Annotated in this window: 18 protein-coding genes and 1 riboswitch; of the genes, 13 read left to right on the top strand and 5 right to left on the bottom strand. The window is 38.5% G+C overall.

From position 1 onward, the window contains the following. The first annotated feature begins 32 nt into the window (after window positions 1-32). Window positions 33-377: an Hpt domain-containing protein gene (locus HWV03_RS12290; protein WP_211676167.1), complete on the top strand. Its 345-nt coding sequence runs from the start codon at window positions 33-35 to the stop codon at window positions 375-377. Here the strand turns inward: HWV03_RS12290 and HWV03_RS12285 are convergent. From HWV03_RS12285 to narQ, 4 genes are all read right to left on the bottom strand, one after another. Beyond that, window positions 349-1,260 carry a gluconeogenesis factor YvcK family protein gene (locus HWV03_RS12285; protein WP_211676166.1) on the bottom strand — a complete coding sequence of 304 codons (912 nt, stop codon included), beginning with the start codon at window positions 1,258-1,260 and terminating at the stop codon, window positions 349-351. The genes HWV03_RS12290 and HWV03_RS12285 overlap by 29 nt on opposite strands. Window positions 1,261-1,417: 157 nt before the next feature. Beyond that, window positions 1,418-1,993, bottom strand: a complete 576-nt coding sequence (locus HWV03_RS12280) for an LON peptidase substrate-binding domain-containing protein (RefSeq protein ID WP_211676165.1) — start codon at window positions 1,991-1,993, stop codon at window positions 1,418-1,420. A gap of 124 nt (window positions 1,994-2,117) precedes the next feature. Next, window positions 2,118-2,765 (bottom strand): two-component system response regulator NarL, encoded by a 648-nt coding sequence (gene narL / locus HWV03_RS12275; protein ID WP_045110267.1) that lies wholly within the window; start codon window positions 2,763-2,765, stop codon window positions 2,118-2,120. Beyond that, window positions 2,758-4,476: a nitrate/nitrite two-component system sensor histidine kinase NarQ gene (gene narQ / locus HWV03_RS12270; RefSeq protein WP_211676164.1), complete on the bottom strand. Its 1,719-nt coding sequence runs from the start codon at window positions 4,474-4,476 to the stop codon at window positions 2,758-2,760. The genes narL and narQ overlap by 8 nt, the downstream gene beginning before the upstream one ends. A 156-nt stretch (window positions 4,477-4,632) precedes the next feature. Continuing rightward, a riboswitch (molybdenum cofactor riboswitch) is annotated at window positions 4,633-4,779 on the top strand. Between narQ and moaA the strand changes: the two genes are divergently transcribed. The 12 genes from moaA (at window position 4,767) to moaE (ending at window position 13,282) form a co-directional block, all read left to right on the top strand. Then, on the top strand, window positions 4,767-5,744 hold the full coding sequence (gene moaA, locus HWV03_RS12265) for a GTP 3',8-cyclase MoaA (RefSeq protein WP_211676163.1): 978 nt from the start codon (window positions 4,767-4,769) through the stop codon (window positions 5,742-5,744). (Overlaps the previous riboswitch by 13 nt.) Window positions 5,745-6,093: 349 nt before the next feature. Next, the gene (napF, locus tag HWV03_RS12260) at window positions 6,094-6,576 is read left to right on the top strand and encodes a ferredoxin-type protein NapF (protein WP_211676162.1); all 483 of its coding nucleotides are present in this window, start codon (window positions 6,094-6,096) and stop codon (window positions 6,574-6,576) included. A gap of 46 nt (window positions 6,577-6,622) precedes the next feature. Continuing rightward, the gene (locus HWV03_RS12255) at window positions 6,623-6,895 is read left to right on the top strand and encodes a chaperone NapD (protein WP_211676161.1); all 273 of its coding nucleotides are present in this window, start codon (window positions 6,623-6,625) and stop codon (window positions 6,893-6,895) included. Beyond that, window positions 6,892-9,378 (top strand): periplasmic nitrate reductase subunit alpha, encoded by a 2,487-nt coding sequence (gene napA / locus HWV03_RS12250; protein ID WP_211676160.1) that lies wholly within the window; start codon window positions 6,892-6,894, stop codon window positions 9,376-9,378. The genes HWV03_RS12255 and napA overlap by 4 nt, the downstream gene beginning before the upstream one ends. Window positions 9,379-9,467: 89 nt before the next feature. Continuing rightward, entirely contained in the window at window positions 9,468-9,935 is a 468-nt protein-coding gene (locus tag HWV03_RS12245; RefSeq protein ID WP_211676159.1) for a nitrate reductase cytochrome c-type subunit, read from the top strand. Window positions 9,936-9,978: 43 nt separating this feature from the next. Next, window positions 9,979-10,551 carry a NapC/NirT family cytochrome c gene (locus HWV03_RS12240; protein ID WP_211671821.1) on the top strand — a complete coding sequence of 191 codons (573 nt, stop codon included), beginning with the start codon at window positions 9,979-9,981 and terminating at the stop codon, window positions 10,549-10,551. 22 nt (window positions 10,552-10,573) lie between these two features. Continuing rightward, window positions 10,574-10,708: a TIGR02808 family protein gene (locus HWV03_RS12235; protein WP_211676158.1), complete on the top strand. Its 135-nt coding sequence runs from the start codon at window positions 10,574-10,576 to the stop codon at window positions 10,706-10,708. A gap of 149 nt (window positions 10,709-10,857) precedes the next feature. Continuing rightward, a complete protein-coding gene (locus tag HWV03_RS12230; RefSeq protein ID WP_211676157.1) occupies window positions 10,858-11,376 on the top strand; it encodes an RNA methyltransferase in 519 nt (172 codons plus the stop codon). A gap of 159 nt (window positions 11,377-11,535) precedes the next feature. Then, a complete protein-coding gene (gene moaB / locus HWV03_RS12225) occupies window positions 11,536-12,042 on the top strand; it encodes a molybdenum cofactor biosynthesis protein B (RefSeq protein ID WP_211676156.1) in 507 nt (168 codons plus the stop codon). A gap of 44 nt (window positions 12,043-12,086) precedes the next feature. Continuing rightward, on the top strand, window positions 12,087-12,563 hold the full coding sequence (gene moaC / locus HWV03_RS12220) for a cyclic pyranopterin monophosphate synthase MoaC (RefSeq protein ID WP_211676155.1): 477 nt from the start codon (window positions 12,087-12,089) through the stop codon (window positions 12,561-12,563). A 17-nt stretch (window positions 12,564-12,580) separates the two neighbouring features. Further along, window positions 12,581-12,826 carry a molybdopterin synthase sulfur carrier subunit gene (moaD, locus tag HWV03_RS12215; protein ID WP_043994418.1) on the top strand — a complete coding sequence of 82 codons (246 nt, stop codon included), beginning with the start codon at window positions 12,581-12,583 and terminating at the stop codon, window positions 12,824-12,826. Further along, on the top strand, window positions 12,827-13,282 hold the full coding sequence (gene moaE / locus HWV03_RS12210) for a molybdopterin synthase catalytic subunit MoaE (RefSeq protein WP_211671816.1): 456 nt from the start codon (window positions 12,827-12,829) through the stop codon (window positions 13,280-13,282). 109 nt (window positions 13,283-13,391) lie between these two features. Here the strand turns inward: moaE and HWV03_RS12205 are convergent, their stop codons facing one another. Continuing rightward, window positions 13,392-14,732, bottom strand: a complete 1,341-nt coding sequence (locus HWV03_RS12205) for a DEAD/DEAH box helicase (RefSeq protein WP_211671815.1) — start codon at window positions 14,730-14,732, stop codon at window positions 13,392-13,394. Between the last annotated feature and the right edge of the window lie 161 nt (window positions 14,733-14,893).

Below are 14,893 nucleotides of genomic sequence, written 5' to 3'. Positions count from 1 at the left end.
ATAAGTTCAAATTGAAGATATGAGGTAATGAAATGGAAAACACAGTTATTAATGAAACGGTATTCTCTCAGTTGTTGGTTGATGTAGGCGAAGATATGTTACCTGCGTTGGTCGCTGTTTTTAATGAAGAAACTACGGAACGTATTAATGACTTACAAGCATTAATGCTGGATATTGATAATAATAAAGTGGCACAAAGTTGTCATAGTATAAAAAGTAGTGCTGGCACATATGGGGCGTTATTAGTGCAGCAGCATGCTGAAGAGTTAGAGATTATGGCAAAATCGAATCATACCGAAGAAGTACAAGCGAAATTACCTTTACTAATACATAGTCTCGAAGATGCAATCAATGCGTTGGCGTTAAGATGTGATTAACTACCGATTCAATTGCTTCTTTTAATTTAACACGATCATGATAGTGTTTATTAACGTCTTCACGTAAGTCATGGGTATAGGTAGGATAAGTCAGTTCTGACTGTTTATCTATATCCTGTATAACGGCACTAATGATTGGAAAACCAAGTTTTTTTTCACACCACTGTAAGCGTTCTTGCAGGGGGATTTTTGATGCCGGACCTATCTCTTGTTGTAAATTACCTAAGTAAATCACTTTTGCATTGCTTCTACGTAACGCTTTTTGTATATCTTTAAGCAACAGCGGAGGCATGATGCTGGTTAGAAACGACCCGGGGCCTAATAATATTAAATCAGCTTTCCCAATTGCCTGTACGGCTTCTAATGTTGCTGCAACATTTGGGTGTACAGTTAACTGATTTGGAAACTCATGCATTTTATCGACAGACACTTCACCATGTACATCGTTACCACAAGGTGTGACTGCGATTAAATCACTTGGTTGTTCTGACATTGGGATCAGTTGACATTCAATATGTAGCATATTACGAATAAGATTTACAGCGTCTAGTGGACGCACACAGAGGTTATCTAAAGCAACCAGCATTAGGTTGCCTAAGTTATGATTCTTTAGTTCACCTTCGTTCTTAAAGCGATATTCAAATAGCAAAGAACCTATATCAGGCTGGGTTACTAGCTGATTAATACAGTTACGAACATCTCCCCAAGCGATACAGTTTTCAGAACTTCTAAGTCGTCCTGTTGAGCCACCATTATCTGTTGTTGTTACTATGCCCGTTAATCTTGACCCTAAAAAAGAAAGGGAAGATAGCACCCGGCCTAGCCCATGACCGCCGCCGATTGCGACAACTTTATCGAGATCTGAAAGTGATTTTTGAAACATATTACAATACTAAACTAGAATGAATTACAGAATTTCATCATATCTTGAAATAAAATGTTTTAATAATTAACTTTACCCATTTGTTGCATTAATAAACAGTAATAAATAAGAATATAGTGATTTATAGATATGGCTCACAATAGGGTGTGAGCCATATCTATATTGGCATAAGTTCTTTTAAGACTTGTAATGTATGGGTGCAGTTAGCTTGTTGTAATAAAAATTGTTTTCGCTCAACTGGTATTGGTAATAGTTCTAACCAGCGTTGTGATATCCAACTTGCATTATCCATGTCTTTTGAGCAGTACAACTCATCCAGATCTGGATGTTGATTGAATATATCCGTTAGTTTGTCGGTTAAGTAGCGATCTTGTTCAGTGATGTTTTGATCTGGCCAATTAGATATGTAATGGATTTCGGCTATTTTTAATCCATCATCTTCGACGGCTATATCATCGATGATGAAACGATCGACACCTTCCACAATAATGGCAAGGTAACCATCATCGAGAGGGTAAAAATCAACAATTTTAACGTGTGTGCCGATAGGTGATATACGCCCAAATGGACCAGTCTGTTTAGAGTCAATCATAACGATACCAAACCCTATCATTGTCCTAGCGCTGTCTTTGAGCATGCGTATATAGCGTTCTTCAATGATACGTAAAGGAAGTCGACCATTAGGGAGTATATGAGAGGGTAACGGGAATAATGCGAGTTGAGTTGATTGCAAAAGTGGACTCATTAGTCAGTGGATATATAACTAATAATAGTGCTGATTAAAAAGTTTGCATTTTTGATTGAAAATATAGAAGTAAAAATATAATAAGGCTTATATCTTTACTTCTATTATTTGATTACGCGCTAGTTTTATTAAATTCAAGATACATAACAGCAGCTTCAACACGTGAACTTGCTTCTAGTTTCTTCAATAAACTTTTAACGTGAACTTTTACAGTCCCTTCTGAAATATGCAGGTTACTTGCAACATGTTTGTTGCTGTAGCCTTTTGAGATTTCAAGTAAGATTTGGTTTTCGCGTTTAGTTAGCTTAGCTAGCTTTTCTTCAAAGTTATTATCTTCATGTAGGCAGTCTAAGTAGCCTAGTAAGCTTTCAGAAAGAGCCTGTTGACCAGATAATACGTCTTGTAATTGCTCTAGTAACAGATCCGGTTCCGAATCTTTTAATAAGTAGCCATCTGCACCCGCATTGATTAGTTTAATCACGTCTTGTTTGTTATCAGAAACTGTTAAAATAACAACGCGAGAGCTCAACTCTTCAGAGCGAAGCGCTTTTAACGTATCTAAGCCTGACATGCCTTTCATGTTCAGATCAAGTAGAACAAGATCCGGTTCATGCTGTTTAGCAAGCGTGATTGCTTCCACACCATCACTGGCTTCACCAATAACATTAAACTTTTCTTCTAATGTAAGAAGTTGAACTATCCCTTTACGCATTAGTGGATGATCATCAACAACTAAAATTGTGTAACTATTGTCAAGCATGTTTGTTTTCCCTGTCGAAGGTAAGTAATACCAAGGTGCCTTTTGTTATATTATTTTTAATTTCTAGTTTAGCACCTAGTTTTGAAGCGCGTTCACCCATTATGTTTAGCCCATAATGGTTGGATTTCGTTGGGTTAGCTGTAATGCCATCACCATTATCCGAAATAGATACTTTAATAGTACCATTTTTATTCGTGCCACAGTCAATCATTATTTCGTTTGAGTTCGCATGTTTGATTGAATTTAATACAGCTTCTCTAATTATTTGTAATATATGTATGTGTTGGTTGGGTTTGAATAAATGTTCTTCTAATTCGTAGCTTAGATGAATTTTGGATTTTGTGCGTTGACGCAGTTGTGTGAGCATGATCGAAATGGCTACAGAAAGGTTCGCGTCATCAAGCGTCAAACGAAAAGTATTTAATAATTCTCTTAGCTGTGTATAAGATAATTTTAGGTTAGTGTCGATTTCATCCACAATATCGTTGGTAGCCGATGTGATTTCTTGATTTTTTAAATGGCGTTTCAATAACGCAACTTGTATTTTTAAATAAGAAAGCGCTTGTGCAAGTGAATCATGTAACTCACGCGCAATAACGGCGCGTTCTTCCATTAATAAGGAGCGTTGTGCTTCTAAGTTACTTTGAGAACGGTGCTGAGCACGAGAAATAATTCGACAGTAACTGCGTAAGTGCTCTTGATCATTTGCTTCACGTTTGAGAACAGTCAAGGTACCAAATGATTGCTCTTCGAGTTCTAATTTTAGGTCAATAGTTTGCTCGCCATTATCAAAGCCTGAATTAAGGTAAATAGTTTCAACTTCAGATCCCGTTAATACAAGTTTGTAGAAATTAAGGCCATTGAGTTCGGATACACTTTGTAGTGTTTGTTCAAGCATATCGGCGTTAAGGTGTGTGACGTGTAATTTTTGTGATGTGGTATAAAGAAAGTTAATTTTATCTTTTGCTTCCTTCAACTGCTTGGTTTTGGCATCTACCTGTTGTTCTAACGTACTGTATAGTTTATTTAAATCTTGCGCCATGTGTGAAATATTACTCGCTAACGAGCCAATTTCATTTTCATAGAAAAAATCAAAGGAGACATCGAATTCACCTTTTCTAATTTGATTTGATGCGGCGAATATTTGCTGCAGTGGTTTTAATACCTGTACTTGCATTAAACGGATAGTGATAATACATACCGCAAAAATGAGGCCGATCCCGAGTCCTTTGATTAGCGTGATAATTTTAACTTTGTACTCAGAATGATCTTGTAAATGTTGTACAAAACTATCAATCTTTAATACAAAGCTGTCCACATTATCTAAGAATTGTTTGGGGTTATTACTGTGTAATATATCTAATTGCGTTTGCCATCGATCATTAACATCCATAAATTCGGTTTTTAACTTTGATGTTATATCCCAGTTATCGACAATATTATTTTTAATGTGCGCAAGTGATTGATTGAAAGTATTAATATGCTGTTGACGTAATATTTCAGATTCGTCCCGGGATAAATTGTAAGCGATTTGGTAGCTTTGCATTCGCAATGCACCCGCTTTGTTAATCGATGATGCATCGGAAAGACTTAGCGATAATGCAACTAAGGAGATAAACGTTAGCATTGAGGCTAGTGCTAATATACTGAACATACCACGGCCGATTAAAATGATAATAGACTGGTGGGAGGGGATTATATTTTTTATCATGTTAACTTTACTGTTGATGAATTGAGCTGTTAATAGCCAATAATTTACATGGCAATTTAATTTCGATCAATGATTTATCATATTCCACTATAATAACGACTATATATCCTTTAAATTAATTTGAAAATCGTTTAAGTTTAAGAACTCTAAAATTTAATATAAATCAAACTCCGATCCTTAATGATCTAAATTTATCGTTATAAATATGATCTTAAGGACTCATAGCATTCATAATTGCTATAAGGGTTTAATCAGAAATGGTTAAGCCTCCCGTATTTGGAAAGGTGTTTATGCAACTTCAAGATCAATTTTCACGTAAATTTTATTATTTACGCTTATCAATTACAGATGTCTGTAATTTCAAATGTAACTATTGTCTACCAGATGGTTATAAAGCCGAAGGCAAGCCTGAGTTTTTAGCGCGAGATGAGCTAAGGCGCATAGTGACAGGTTTTGCTGAAATGGGCACTGAAAAAGTCCGTATCACAGGTGGTGAACCTTCATTAAGAAAAGATTTTACTGATATTATTTCAGATATATCGGCTATCCCCAAAATTAATAAAGTTGCGACGACAACAAATGGCTTCAACCTCGAAAAATATGCTCAAGAATGGCGTGATGCGGGGTTGGATGCATTAAATGTGAGTATTGATAGTTTAGATGCTCGCATGTTCCGTCAAATTACCGGTAAAAATATGCTCCATAAAGTAATGGGCGGACTTGATGCCGCTTTTACTGCTGGGTTTGAAACCGTAAAGGTGAATACGGTGTTAATGCGTAATTTAAATGATATTGAACTTGGTGATTTTTTAAATTGGATAAAAACTCGGCCTATTCAGTTACGGTTTATTGAATTAATGCAGACCGGGGATAATCAAGTATTGTTTGATAAACACCATGTTTCAGGTGTGAGTATTCGTGATAAATTAAAAATGCAAGGGTGGGTCAGTAAAGTGAGGGGCAAAGCTGACGGCCCTGCACAAGTTTTCGTGCACCCTGATTATGTCGGTGAAATTGGCTTGATTATGCCGTATGAAAAGAATTTTTGTTCAACGTGTAACCGTTTACGTGTTTCCACTAAAGGGCGTTTACATTTATGCTTGTTTGGTGAAGAAGGTGTTGAATTACGCGATTTACTACAAGAAGATAACCAACAATCGGAATTGATTGCGCGTGTTTTCGACCACATGTCTGATAAAAAATCGACTCATTTTCTTCAGCAAGGCATCACTGCAAATACACCCCACTTAGCTTCTATTGGCGGCTAATTCAGACTCATACAAGCTTAAATATTCAATCCCTTCTCTAAAAAATATAACGTAGTGAGTTGCTGCGTTATATTTAATCTCGCTTTAAATATGCGCATATTATTGCTGTTGTCTATAATATTAGAAATATTTGTCTATTGATTCAATAGGTAGGTTTAATCTAGTACAAACACAAAATGTGACATTCCTCACCTCTATTTATTGATCTAAAATAAGTTTTATCTACCTTACCCATTAGTGAGTATTTATAGCGGGTATTATATAGACCATTATAAATTAATGGTTTTTATAGAGTGATGTACACCTTAATTCTTTACATTAAAAATGTTACTTCAGTAAGGTAGTTTTGATGAGTATTAATCTAGGGCGACGTTCGTTATTTCGTCGTAAAGAACAAGACAACGTTGTACGTTTACCTTGGTTAAAAGCAGATTTAGAATTTACAGATAAATGCACACGATGTGGCGATTGCAGTGCCGCTTGCCCAGAGAAAATAATAATAGTCGGCGATGGTGGATTTCCTGAAATTGATTTTAGCGTATCAGAATGCAATTTTTGTAAAGAATGTGTAAATCACTGTAAAGAAGATTTATTCGATTTGAATCAAGCACAAGCATGGGCTAATAAAGCTGTTGTGTCAGATAGATGCTTGAATATTCAGTCTGTATATTGCCGAAGTTGTGCTGAATCGTGTGAGTCTGAAGCTTTAGTATTTAACTTTATTGATACAACGTTCGTGAGCCCGGATGTTGTATTTGATGATTGTAACGGCTGCGGTGCGTGTGTATCGATTTGCCCTGTAAGTGCTATCACGGTAAGCCCTGACTGTTAGGTTTAGCTATTAAGAATTCGTTTTATAATAATTATAAGGTCATAAAATGGCAGAACAAGAAGTTCATATATCGAGTCTAATTATTCACGTGAAACCAGAAGGTTTGGTAGACGTGAAGCATAAAATTTCAGCACTTCCTGATGCTGAAATTTACGGTGATAGTGAAGAGGGTAAAATTATCGTCGTATTAGAAACCAGTAATCAAAAATTTGTTACCGATATTATTGATAAAATTAATAATTTCGAACATGTCTTAAGTACTTCTCTTGTTTTTCACCAAATTGAAACTATCGATCCATCATGTGAGGATGATCTATGAAATTAACCAGACGTGCGTTTGTTAAAGCAAATGCTGCAGTCTCTGCAGCTGCAATTGCTGGCGTTACTCTTCCTGCGAGTGCAACAAACCTGATTGCAAGTCGTGATGAGACTAAAATTAAGTGGGATAAAGCCCCATGCCGATTCTGTGGTACAGGTTGCTCTGTATTAGTCGGTACACAGGGTGGCCGAGTTGTTGCTACTCAAGGCGATCCTGAAGCTCCTGTAAATAAAGGTCTTAACTGTGTTAAAGGCTATTTCTTATCTAAAATCATGTACGGGAAAGATCGTTTAACAACGCCTTTACTGCGTATGCGAGATGGTAAGTTTGCGAAAGACGGTGAATTTGCACCAATTTCATGGGATCAAGCGTTTGATATCATGGCTGAGAAATGGAAAGCATCACTAAAAGCAAACGGTCCAACATCAGTGGGTATGTTTGGTTCTGGTCAGTGGACCGTAATGGAAGGGTATGCAGCAGTTAAATTGATGAAAGCAGGCTTCCGTTCAAATAACATTGATCCGAATGCACGTCACTGTATGGCTTCTGCTGTTGGTGGTTTCATGCGTACCTTTGGTATTGATGAGCCAATGGGTTGTTATGATGATTTCGAAAATGCAGATTCGTTTGTACTTTGGGGTTCAAACATGGCGGAAATGCATCCTATTTTATGGACGCGTATTACTGATCACCGCTTAAGTAATCAGCATGTTAAAGTTAATGTATTATCCACTTATAAACATCGTTCTTTTGAATTAGCTGATATGGGGATTGTTTTCAACCCTCAATCCGATTTAGCAATGGCTAACTTTATTGCTAATTACATCATTCAAAACGATGCTGTAAACTGGGATTTCGTTAATAAGCATACACACTTTAAACGTACAGCAACGGATATCGGTTACGGCTTACGTGACGAACATCCAATGCAAGCTAAAGCCAAAAACCCTAACTCGGGCAAAATGACAGCAATGACATTTGAAGAGTATAAGGCGTCTGTTGCTGAGTATACGGTTGAGAAAGCATCTGAAATCTCAGGTGTATCAGAAGAAAAACTAATTACACTTGCTAAGCAATATGCAGATCCAAACATCAAAGTAATGTCGCTATGGACAATGGGTATGAATCAACATACTCGCGGTGTATGGATGAACAGCCTTGTTTACAACATCCATTTACTTGTTGGTAAAATATCACAACCGGGTAATGGTCCATTCTCGCTAACGGGCCAACCATCAGCATGTGGTACTGCACGTGAAGTGGGGGTATTCTCACACCGATTACCAGCAGATATGGTTGTTGCGAACCCGAAACATCGCGCAACTGCTGAAAAGATTTGGAAATTACCAGAAGGTACGATTCCACCGAAACCAGGTCTACATGCTGTTGCACAAAACCGTGCATTAAAAGACGGTACCTTAAATGCGTATTGGACTATGTGTAATAACAATATGCAAGCAGCACCAAACATGATGGAAGAGGGCTTACCAGGTTACCGCAACCCAGCTAACTTCATCGTTTGTTCTGACCCATACCCAACAGTAACGGCACAAGCATCTGATCTTATTTTACCAACTGCAATGTGGGTAGAGAAAGAGGGCGCATACGGTAACGCTGAGCGTCGTACACAAGCTTGGTATCAACAAGTTAAATCTGTTGAAGGTGCAAAATCAGATTTATGGCAGTTAATGGAATTCTCTAAGCGCTTTAAAATTGAAGAAGTGTGGGGCGAAGACCTGTTAGCTAAAATGCCAGAGCATCGTGGTAAGACGATGTACGATGTACTTTATCGTAACGGTCACGTTGATGCATTCCCATTAAGCGAAGCGCAAGAGCTAAATGATGATGCAAATGATCAAGGTTTCTATGTGCAAAAAGGTCTATTTGAAGAATATGCAAGTTTTGGTCGTGGTCATGGCCATGATCTAGCCCCTTATGATGTTTACCATACAGTGCGTGGTTTACGTTGGCCTGTTGTGAACGGTGTTGAAACAAAATGGCGTTTTGCAGAAGGCAGTGATCCATACGTAGGTAAAGGTAAAGGCTTTGAGTTCTATGGTAAGTCAGATGGTAAAGCAAACATTATCTTTGCACCGTACGAAGCGCCACCTGAAATGCCAAATGAAGAATATGATATGTGGTTATGTACTGGTCGTGTTCTTGAACATTGGCACTCAGGTACGATGACAGCACGTGTTCCTGAATTATATCGTGCAATGCCGGATGCACTCTGTTATATCCATCCCGATGATGCTAAAAAACGTAATGTACGTCGCGGTGATGAAGTTCTTATTGAATCTCTTCGTGGTGAAGTGCGCTGTCGTGTAGAAACACGTGGTCGTAACCGCCCTCCAGTAGGCTTAGTATTTGTACCTTGGTTTGATGCGCGAGTATTAATTAACAAAGTATGTCTAGATGCTACGGATCCGTTATCAAAACAAACGGATTATAAAAAATGTGCAATTAAAATTACTAAAGTGTAATTAAAAACTGCACATCTTACTGAACGAGTTTGCCAGTAAACGATACTGGTAAATAACGGATTTATTTGCCAATAGGCGGAGAACATTATATGAGAAAATTATTGGCTGTGCTGCTAGCTGCAGGGACGTTATTCTCTGTATCAGCACAAAGTACAGAAACTGCTGTAATTGAAAATGTAAATAACGGTGGTGTTGCATCATTACGTGGTATCACTGAGTTAGACACCACTCGTAAAGCGGATGAGTTGAAACGTGTGATAAAAGATCGTAGTCCAATTGATCGTGATTACGTATACCAACCACCACTGGTTCCGCATCAAACACGTCATTATGAAGTGTCTTTAAATGCGAACAAATGTCTGTCATGTCACAGCTGGAAATACGCAGGTGAAATGGGCGCGACTAAAATCAGTGTAACGCATTATCAATCACGTGAAGGCGAAGTATTATCTGATGTGTCGCCACGTCGTTACTTCTGCTTGCAGTGTCATGTTACACAAGCAGATGCATCACCGTTAATCGAAAATGATTTTAAACGTGTAGATTCATTACGTTGATTTATCTAAATGGAAGTAGCCTAAACGAAAAAGAGGCGATAAAATGAAACTAATTTTAAATTTTTGGCGTAAATTAACGACACCAAGTAAAGCGGCCGTTGGTACTGTCTTGGCAATGGGTTTTCTTGGCGGTATTATTTTTTGGGGTGCCTTTAACATGGGGATGGAAGCGACAAACACAGAAGAATTTTGTTCTGCTTGTCATGCGCCGATTCTTAAAGAACTAAAAGAAACAATTCACTACTCTAATCGTTCTGGTGTACGCGCTATCTGTTCTGATTGCCACGTACCGCATAAATGGACTGATAAAATTGTACGTAAAGTGCAAGCGAGTAATGAAATTGTTGCATTCTTGATGGGTAAAATCTCTACTCAAGAAAAGTTTGAAGCACGTCGTAAGCATTTAGCTGTACGCGAATGGCAACGTATGAAAGAAAATGATTCACAGGAATGCCGTAATTGTCATAACTTTGAATTCATGGACTTTTCAGAACAAGGCCCGCGTAGTAGAAAGCAGCATTCTACGGCATTAGCGAGTGGTGAAAAAACATGTGTTGATTGCCATAAGGGTATTGCCCATCAGCTACCAGATATGTCAGACGTACCTGGTTGGTAGATAGATAAAAGGAAACACTATTATGAGTACGTTAGAATACGTTATTTGGCATATCCTAGGTTACACTGCGATACCGTTTATTTTCCTCGTTGGTTTTATTGGCGTGGCAGGGGTTTCAGTATGGGCATTGTCTTTTACTTCAGACAAAAAGAAATAATTACAACGTAAACTAGATTAATAATGTTAAGGCCGCATTACTGTAATGCGGCCTTTTTTATTCTCTCACTTACTACCTTGAGGTGGCTTTAATATCCCTGTATTATACCGCCACAATATCCGTTTATTATTGATAAAATAAAGCACTGAATGAAAAACAAAAATGTATCTATTGGTTTAACCAATCCTAAAAGTCCGACTAATGTTGGTGCTGTAATGCGCGCTGCTGGTTGTTATCAAGCGGATGCGGTTTATTACACTGGTCTAAGATATGACCGGGCCTCAGCCTTTCAAACCGACACCCAGAATATCGCGGCTAAAACACCATTAACGGGTGTTGATAATTGGCTTGATAGTATTCCAGAATCAACCAATATAGTGTGTGTTGAATTAGCTGAAGGCGCAATCCCACTACCCGCGTTTGAGCATCCTGATAATGTTATTTATATCTTTGGACCTGAAGACGGGACCATAGATCAAAAAGTAATTGATCGGGCATCTGCGGTTGTTTATGTGCCTACCGTTGGTTGTATGAATCTTGCAGCTACGGTGAATGTCCTACTGTATGATCGTCTGGCAAAGTCAACCGAAACTATTGCTAATGATGCGTTGATTCGTGAAAGTCGTGATAATAACAACAAAGTAAAAGTGGCTGTAAGTAGTAAATAATAATTAATAACGACGTGTAAATATCTTCTTAGCGTTGAGCTTGTTTAATTATGGTGCAGCTAGCACTTACGTTATTTACTAGCTGATCAAGATCAACGAACGATGAGCTCAATGTCTTATAATTGCTTAATTAACATGACTGAATTGAAAGGAAAGATAATGAGCCATGCTGAATCAGGGTTTAAAGCCGCAAAACTTGCCGTATTAACCGTATCCGATACCCGTAATGAAGAAACAGATACTTCAGGGCGCTTTCTTGCAGAAGCTCTTGTTGCTGACGGTCATATTTTAATGGATAAAAAGATCGTCATTGATGATAAATACAAGATCCGAGCTATTGTATCTCAATGGATTGCTGATGAAGATATTCAAGGTGTGCTAATTACCGGTGGCACTGGTTTTACTGCTCGCGATACAACGCCTGAAGCGGTTCAACCATTATTTGATAAAGCGATCGAAGGCTTTGGTGAATTATTCCGTGCTGTTTCATACGATGAGATCGGAACATCGACAATTCAGAGCCGTGCAGTGGGTGGTTTTGCAAATAAAACCGTTATTTTCTGTATGCCAGGCTCGACAGGCGCATGTAAAACTGGTTGGAATAAGATTTTACGTGAGCAGTTAAATAGTTCACATCGTCCATGCAATTTTATGCCACATATTTAAGTAATAGTATTTAAGTAATAGTATTTAAGCTATAGGAATTATTAATGTCTCAACAATTTACTCATGTAAATGCTTCTGGTGAAGCAAATATGGTTGATGTTACAGAAAAAACAGTAACACAACGTGAAGCAAGAGCTGAAGCTATTGTACGTATGTCAGCAGACACGCTTGCGCTAATTATGTCGGGCGATCATCATAAAGGTGATGTATTTGCGACAGCGCGTATTGCGGGAATTCAAGCTGCAAAGAAAACATCCGATATCATTCCGCTTTGTCATCCACTAATGTTAACCAAAGTAACGGTTGAATTAACGCCTGAGCCAGAAAACAACCTTGTACGTATCGAAACGTGTTGTAAGCTTTCGGGTAAAACCGGCGTTGAAATGGAAGCGTTAACAGCCGCATCCGTTGCGGCATTAACGATTTATGACATGTGTAAAGCCGTTCAAAAAGACATTATCATTGATGGTGTTAAGCTACTTGAGAAAACAGGTGGCAAGTCAGGTCATTTTAAAGTTTAGATTGCGCAGGTATGATGATGATTAAAGTATTATTTTTTGCACAAATTAGAGAATTGGTTGAATGCGCTGAATTAGAAGTGACTGGTCAGTTCGAGTCTGTGAATGCATTACGTGCTGAATTAGCAGGTAAAGGCGGGAAGTGGGCACTGGCGCTTGATTCTGATAAATTGCTGGTGGCTATTGACCAAGAAATTTGTAGTTTGGACTCGCCACTGAACGACGGCGTTGAGGTTGCATTTTTCCCACCCGTTACTGGAGGCTAAATGAATACAGATATGATTCAGATCCAAACTGAAGATTTTGACCTAGCAGCAGAATATGCGGCATTAGGTAAAAGTCACAGTACTGGTGCTGTTGTTACTTTTATCGGGAAGGTACGCGATTTTAACCAAGGTGATAATGTATCGGGTTTAACACTTGAGCATTATCCTGGCATGACTGAAAAGTCACTGGCTAAGATATTGGTTGAAGCTGAAACTCGCTGGTCTATCCAAGGTGTTAAAGTGATTCACCGTGTTGGCGAATTAGCATTAGGTGATCAGATTGTTTTTGTTGGTGTGGCAAGTATGCACCGTGGTGATGCGTTTCAAGCATGTGAGTTCATTATGGACTATTTAAAAACCCAAGCGCCATTCTGGAAAAAAGAAGCAACGGAAGCGGGTTCTCATTGGGTAGATGCTAGGGAAACTGATACTACAGCAGCAGACCGTTGGAAGTGATTGCAGATCATCAACAATGATTCTGTAAATACAACAAAGGCCCTATTAAACAAACCAAGTTGGTTATTTAATAGGGCCTTACTATTTTAACGAATAGCTAAGCTAATTGTTATTTTTGTTTTGGCGCTGCTACATTACCTTTACGGTGTAACTTAGCACTTGTTTTACGGTGCTTACCTTTACTTGCTTTTTTCGATGGCGCAGTTGTTTTTGGTTTATGCTCAACTTTTTCTTCACCAACCGCTTTGTTACGACGAGGCTGACGACGCTCATGCGAAGCACGACCACTAATGTCTGCAATTAGACGATCGCGGTTACTTACTTCATAGCCTTTAACAACTTGGCGTTCAATCTTATACCCGATCATCGCTTCAATATCAGCCAGACCGTGTTCTTCTTCACGCGATACAAATGATACAGCATTACCTGTTTCGCCTGCACGGCCTGTACGACCGATACGGTGAACATAATCTTCAGCTAGGAATGGTAAATCAAAGTTAACTACATACTTAAGACCTTGAACATCAAGACCACGAGCAGCAACATCTGTTGCAACTAGCGCGCGGATTTTACCTTCTTTAAACTCACCTAATGCACGACGACGTGCGCCTTGGCCTTTATCACCGTGACAAACGTCAGCTTTAATACCATCAAGTTTTAATTCCTTAACGATGTTATTAGCCGCTTCTTTAGTGTTAACAAAAACTAATACTTGTTTCCAGTTTTTAGTACCGATTAACTCAGATAAAAGCTCTTGTTTACGGCGTTGCTCAACAGGGTGAATAACGTGTTTAATTGTTGACGCTGTCGAGTTTTCTTTTGAAGCAGAAACAACCACTGGGCTAGACAGTAATTCATTTGCTAGGTGCTTCATTTGTTGAGATAACGTTGCAGAGAAAAGCATTGTTTGGAAATCATTCGATATAGACTCTAAGATCTTACGGATATCGGTGATGAAACCCATATCAAGCATACGATCTGCTTCGTCTAGTACTAAGTGTTCAACGTTAGCAAGGTTGGTGTTGTTGAGTTGTAGGTGTTCTAATAAACGACCTGGCGTTGCAACTAAAACATCAACACCTTGTTTAAGCTGTTTAGTTTGCGTTTCCATTTTAACGCCGCCGTATACACTCACAACGTTAAGTTCCATGAATTGGCTGTATGCTTGAATGTTGTCTGTTACTTGTGCTGCTAGCTCACGTGTCGGTACTAAGATTAGTGCGCGTACGCTGCCTGAGTGGATGTCTTTTGGCGTATCTGCGATTTGCTGCAAGATAGGTAAAGCAAACGCGGCTGTTTTACCAGTACCTGTTTGTGCGTTAGCTAGAATATCTTTACCGCGACCAGCTGCTGGAATAGCTTGCTGTTGTACAGGCGTCATTTGGTCATAATTACAAGCATCTAGCGCGCGTAAAATTTCGGGAGTAAAACTATATGATGAAAATTTCATTGGATATCCTAGCAATTGGGCAATATGCCTCATTAAGGCGGCATATTATACAGTAATAAATAACTTAGGTGAATGTATGATTTACGTTAACAGGTAAAAAAATCAGACTTAATTTATTAAACTGCTTATATTTTAAACGTGCTTGAGCTTGGATAGAGTGG

The sequence above is a fragment of the Moritella sp. 36 genome (assembly GCF_018219415.1).
Taxonomy (GTDB): domain Bacteria; phylum Pseudomonadota; class Gammaproteobacteria; order Enterobacterales; family Moritellaceae; genus Moritella.
The sequence above is the reverse complement of the archived record's forward strand: the minus strand, read 5'-3'. Positions and strand labels throughout refer to the sequence as shown.

Excerpts from the sequence above, each read along its gene's own strand:
- HWV03_RS12230 (WP_211676157.1), top strand. The coding sequence starts at position 10,858 with ATGAAAAACAAAAATGTATCTATTGGTTTAACCAATCCTAAAAGTCCG.
- moaE (WP_211671816.1), top strand. The coding sequence starts at position 12,827 with ATGAATACAGATATGATTCAGATCCAAACTGAAGATTTTGACCTAGCA.
- HWV03_RS12205 (WP_211671815.1), bottom strand. The coding sequence starts at position 14,732 with ATGAAATTTTCATCATATAGTTTTACTCCCGAAATTTTACGCGCGCTA.
- HWV03_RS12285 (WP_211676166.1), bottom strand. The coding sequence starts at position 1,260 with ATGTTTCAAAAATCACTTTCAGATCTCGATAAAGTTGTCGCAATCGGC.
- HWV03_RS12290 (WP_211676167.1), top strand. The coding sequence starts at position 33 with ATGGAAAACACAGTTATTAATGAAACGGTATTCTCTCAGTTGTTGGTT.
- HWV03_RS12240 (WP_211671821.1), top strand. The coding sequence starts at position 9,979 with ATGAAACTAATTTTAAATTTTTGGCGTAAATTAACGACACCAAGTAAA.
- napA (WP_211676160.1), top strand. The coding sequence starts at position 6,892 with ATGAAATTAACCAGACGTGCGTTTGTTAAAGCAAATGCTGCAGTCTCT.
- HWV03_RS12235 (WP_211676158.1), top strand. The coding sequence starts at position 10,574 with ATGAGTACGTTAGAATACGTTATTTGGCATATCCTAGGTTACACTGCG.
- narQ (WP_211676164.1), bottom strand. The coding sequence starts at position 4,476 with ATGATAAAAAATATAATCCCCTCCCACCAGTCTATTATCATTTTAATC.
- narL (WP_045110267.1), bottom strand. The coding sequence starts at position 2,765 with ATGCTTGACAATAGTTACACAATTTTAGTTGTTGATGATCATCCACTA.
- moaD (WP_043994418.1), top strand. The coding sequence starts at position 12,581 with ATGATTAAAGTATTATTTTTTGCACAAATTAGAGAATTGGTTGAATGC.
- moaB (WP_211676156.1), top strand. The coding sequence starts at position 11,536 with ATGAGCCATGCTGAATCAGGGTTTAAAGCCGCAAAACTTGCCGTATTA.
- moaA (WP_211676163.1), top strand. The coding sequence starts at position 4,767 with ATGCAACTTCAAGATCAATTTTCACGTAAATTTTATTATTTACGCTTA.
- HWV03_RS12255 (WP_211676161.1), top strand. The coding sequence starts at position 6,623 with ATGGCAGAACAAGAAGTTCATATATCGAGTCTAATTATTCACGTGAAA.
- napF (WP_211676162.1), top strand. The coding sequence starts at position 6,094 with ATGAGTATTAATCTAGGGCGACGTTCGTTATTTCGTCGTAAAGAACAA.
- HWV03_RS12245 (WP_211676159.1), top strand. The coding sequence starts at position 9,468 with ATGAGAAAATTATTGGCTGTGCTGCTAGCTGCAGGGACGTTATTCTCT.
- moaC (WP_211676155.1), top strand. The coding sequence starts at position 12,087 with ATGTCTCAACAATTTACTCATGTAAATGCTTCTGGTGAAGCAAATATG.